Raw genomic sequence first — 3,293 nt, 5'->3', positions numbered from 1 at the left:
CTGCTTCAGCCGCGATTTCGGCGAAGATCAGCGGAAAGGTCGTTTCATGCAGCAGACCGAGATATTTCTGGGTGATCTGCGGGTCTTCCAGCGCCGACGCGATGAAGATCCGGATCCAGCGCTCGTCGAGGATCGCGGCCGTGTAGGCCCTGAGGTAACGGACGAGGCGTTCGCGGATCGATAGCGAACGATCGGCGAGCAGTTCGTTCCAGCCCGGATCCCAACGCTTCAGATAGACTTCGTCATAGATCTTCTGGAGCAGGTCGTCGCGGTTCTTGAAATACCTGTAGAGCAGCGGCTGCGAAACGCCGAGCGCATCAGCCAATTCCCGCGTCGTGAACCGTAGTCCTCGCTGGGCAACGAAATCGATCGCAAATTCGAGGATCTGCTGCTCGCGATCGGCCGCGTCGAGATATTTTCGTGCTGCTTTTGCCATAGCCTATCGTTCTGACACACGGATGGTGTCAGTCCTCACGCTTTGAAAATCAGACTTGGCTCCGACCCGAACGACGGCCGGGAACCTCCCATGCTCTCTCCCTGAGCTGACATAAGAGGTAGCACCATCACCAAAACTGATCAAGTGATAATTTATCAAATGATCACTTCTCGTCAGATCGCATGCGCCAGGAAATCCAGGAACCTGCGAATTCTCTGCGGCACATGCGTCTGAGCCGAATAGATCGCCGATATCGGTTCGGTCTCGCCTGCATCCCAGGGCACAAGCAGCCGGACGAGGCGTCCTTCGGCAAGATCGCGACTGATGTGAAATGCGGAAAGCCGGGCGACGCCCGCCCCCTGCAGCGCGAAGTGGCGCATGGATTCGCCGTTGTTGACGACAAGCCTGCCGGCGACGTCGACATGAACCGACGCACCGTCCACGGGATCCTTGAACTGCCAGGTGTTGAGATGCGGACGGCCGCCAAAGGTAAGGCAGGCGTGCTTGCGCAGTTCTTCCGGACGAACCGGTTCGCCATGTTGAGCCAGGTAGTCCGGCGAGGCGACGACATGCCTCGGCGAATCGAGCAAGCGACGGGACCGCAGCGAGGAGTCACGCAGAAGCCCCGCGCGAATGGCGATATCCGTCTTCTCCGCGATCAGGTCGACGGACTCGTCGCTGAATTCGAGATCGATGCGCATGCCAGGATTTTCGTCGAGGAACCGCACGACGAGCGGCGAGAGCACGTGCGTGCCGAACGGCAGGTTGGCGCTGACTTTCAAAAGTCCGCCGACGGCCTCCGCTTTGCGTGCGATTTTTGCCTCCGCTTCGGCAATTTCCTGCACGATGGACCGTGACGTCTTGTAGAAATCGTTGCCTTCCGTCGTCAGCCGGAAACTGCGGGTCGAACGCACGACGAGTTGCACGCCGAGACGGCTTTCAAGCCGCGTGACCAGCTTGCTGACGGCCGATGGCGACATCGAGAAGATTCGGGCGGCGGCCGAAAAGCTGCCGGCTTCGACGATTGTCACGAAGACTTCCATCTCGAGCGCCCGGTTCTGCATTGCCATCACCTTCGTGAACTTTATTCACTTCAGTTATTCCTCAAGTCGCTCTACCTGACCAGAGGGCAAACCGTCATCCTCTCGCCCACACGTCACAAAGGGAGGAATCCATGTATCAAAAACGCGCATTGATCGTCGGTGCGACCGGTATCGTCGGGCTGAACGTCGCCGAGCATCTGAGAGACCTCGGCGGATGGGAAATCCACGGCGCCTCGCGCCGGCCGCCGCTTGGATCATCTTACATCAAGCCGCACGCTGTCGACCTTTTGAAGCGGGACGGGGCGATTGCCGCGCTTTCCCACCTGGCGCCGACCCACATCTTCTACTGCTCCTGGACGCTCGGATCGAACGAGGACGAGAACATTCGCCTCAACGGCAACATGCTGAAGAATGTGCTCGATGCCTTCAAGGACAAGGGCTGCGTAGAGCATGTCGGCGTCGTCACCGGTACGAAGCACTATCTCGGCCCCTTCGAGGACTACGGCAAGGTCCAGCCGGTCACGCCCTTCCGCGAAACGGCACCGCGCCTGCCGAAGAAGAACTTCTACTACGAGCTCGAAGACATCGTCATGGCCTATGCCGCCGAGTACGATTTCGGCTGGTCGGTCCACCGCTCCCATACGATCATCGGTTATGCTGTCGGCAACCTGATGAACATCGGCGCGACGCTGGCGACGCACGCCTCGATCTGCAAGGCGACTGGCCGCCCCTTCCGTTTCCCCGGAAGCCCGACCGCCTATCGTGGTCTCAACGACATCACCGACGCGCGCATCCTCGCCAAGCAGATCGTCTGGGCCGGCACCGAACCGAACGCCCGCAACGAAGCCTTCAACGCGGTCAATGGCGATGTCTTCCGCTGGGAGCAGCTCTGGAAGACGATCGCCGACTACTTCGACGTGCCCGTGGCAGAGTATCCCGGCGAGTACAATTCGCTTGCCGAGCAGTTGAAGGATCTCGGCGATGACTGGGATCGGCTCGTCGGCCAGCACGGCCTGCAGCCGAACAAGCTCGATCGCCTCGCCTCTGCCTGGCACACCGATCTCGACCTCGGGCGCCCCATGGAATGCGTGCACTCGATGGCGAAGGCGAGAGCACTCGGCTTCGCGGAAACGCAGGATACCGAACGCTCCTTCATCGACGTGTTCGATCGCCTGCGGGCTGAGCGCATCATTCCCTGATCGACAAGCCAGGTCGACGGAAACCACGGCGCGCCACCGGCGCGCCGTTTTGCGTTCCCGGGGCTAACACAGCCAAGACGCACCGTCGGATAGAGAAAAACCGCGCTCCTTTCGGGAGCGCGGTTTCGAACATCCAACGAATTTTCGCCGATCAGGCGATGAGCGGTCTCGACCCAAGTCGACGCGCGAGACGATCGAGCGTCTTGATGCTTGCGTTGACCTGCTCGCAGCGAACCTCCGCCACGCCGTCCACTTCCATGAGATAGGTGCGGATCGGCCCGACATAGGTCATCGCCATGTTGGGGCAGGCCTTGCAGGCGCCGACGAGCTTGATGCTGACGACGCCCTCCGGACTGATGTCGGCGATCTCGATATCGCCGCCATGGCCAAGGATCAGGGGGCGGATGCGCGCAAATGCAGCTTCGAGCGCATCCGGCGAAATGGCGGACCGGGCGGTCATCAGACCAGCCCCAGTTCGATCTTCTTGGCTTCGATATCGATGCCCATGCCGCGGGCAAAGGCCTTGCCGAGGATGTTCTCCTTCATCTCACGGGTGATTTCCGGATAGCCGTAGCGCTCCTGCAGTTCTTCGGGCATTTCGAGATTGGCAAGCGT

Annotated in this window: 4 protein-coding genes; 1 reads left to right on the top strand and 3 read right to left on the bottom strand. The window is 60.4% G+C overall.

Going from position 1 to position 3,293, the window contains the following annotated elements:
* Together VGO12_RS22700 and VGO12_RS22695 are read right to left on the bottom strand one after the other, a co-directional pair.
* Nucleotides 1-436 (bottom strand): helix-turn-helix domain-containing protein (locus tag VGO12_RS22700; protein WP_327515000.1); only part of this gene is annotated, 436 nt, incomplete at its 3' end.
* 173 nt (nt 437-609) lie between these two features.
* Complete coding sequence (locus VGO12_RS22695) at nt 610-1,500, bottom strand: LysR family transcriptional regulator (protein ID WP_327514999.1); 891 nt, start codon at nt 1,498-1,500, stop codon at nt 610-612.
* Between the two features lie 110 nt (nt 1,501-1,610).
* Between VGO12_RS22695 and VGO12_RS22690 the strand changes: the two genes are divergently transcribed.
* The gene (locus VGO12_RS22690) at nt 1,611-2,678 is read left to right on the top strand and encodes an SDR family oxidoreductase (RefSeq protein WP_327514998.1); all 1,068 of its coding nucleotides are present in this window, start codon (nt 1,611-1,613) and stop codon (nt 2,676-2,678) included.
* A 151-nt stretch (nt 2,679-2,829) separates the two neighbouring features.
* Here the strand turns inward: VGO12_RS22690 and VGO12_RS22685 are convergent, their stop codons facing one another.
* Nucleotides 2,830-3,138: a NifU family protein gene (locus tag VGO12_RS22685; RefSeq protein WP_327497744.1), complete on the bottom strand. Its 309-nt coding sequence runs from the start codon at nt 3,136-3,138 to the stop codon at nt 2,830-2,832.
* Nucleotides 3,139-3,293: the final 155 nt, after the last annotated feature.

The sequence above is a fragment of the Ensifer sp. genome (assembly GCF_035999135.1).
Taxonomy (GTDB): Bacteria; Pseudomonadota; Alphaproteobacteria; order Rhizobiales; family Rhizobiaceae; genus Ensifer.
The sequence above is the reverse complement of the archived record's forward strand: the minus strand, read 5'-3'. Positions and strand labels throughout refer to the sequence as shown.

Coding starts and splice junctions, on each gene's coding strand:
- VGO12_RS22695 (WP_327514999.1), bottom strand. CDS start 1,500: ATGCAGAACCGGGCGCTCGAGATGGAAGTCTTCGTGACAATCGTCGAA.
- VGO12_RS22690 (WP_327514998.1), top strand. CDS start 1,611: ATGTATCAAAAACGCGCATTGATCGTCGGTGCGACCGGTATCGTCGGG.
- VGO12_RS22685 (WP_327497744.1), bottom strand. CDS start 3,138: ATGACCGCCCGGTCCGCCATTTCGCCGGATGCGCTCGAAGCTGCATTT.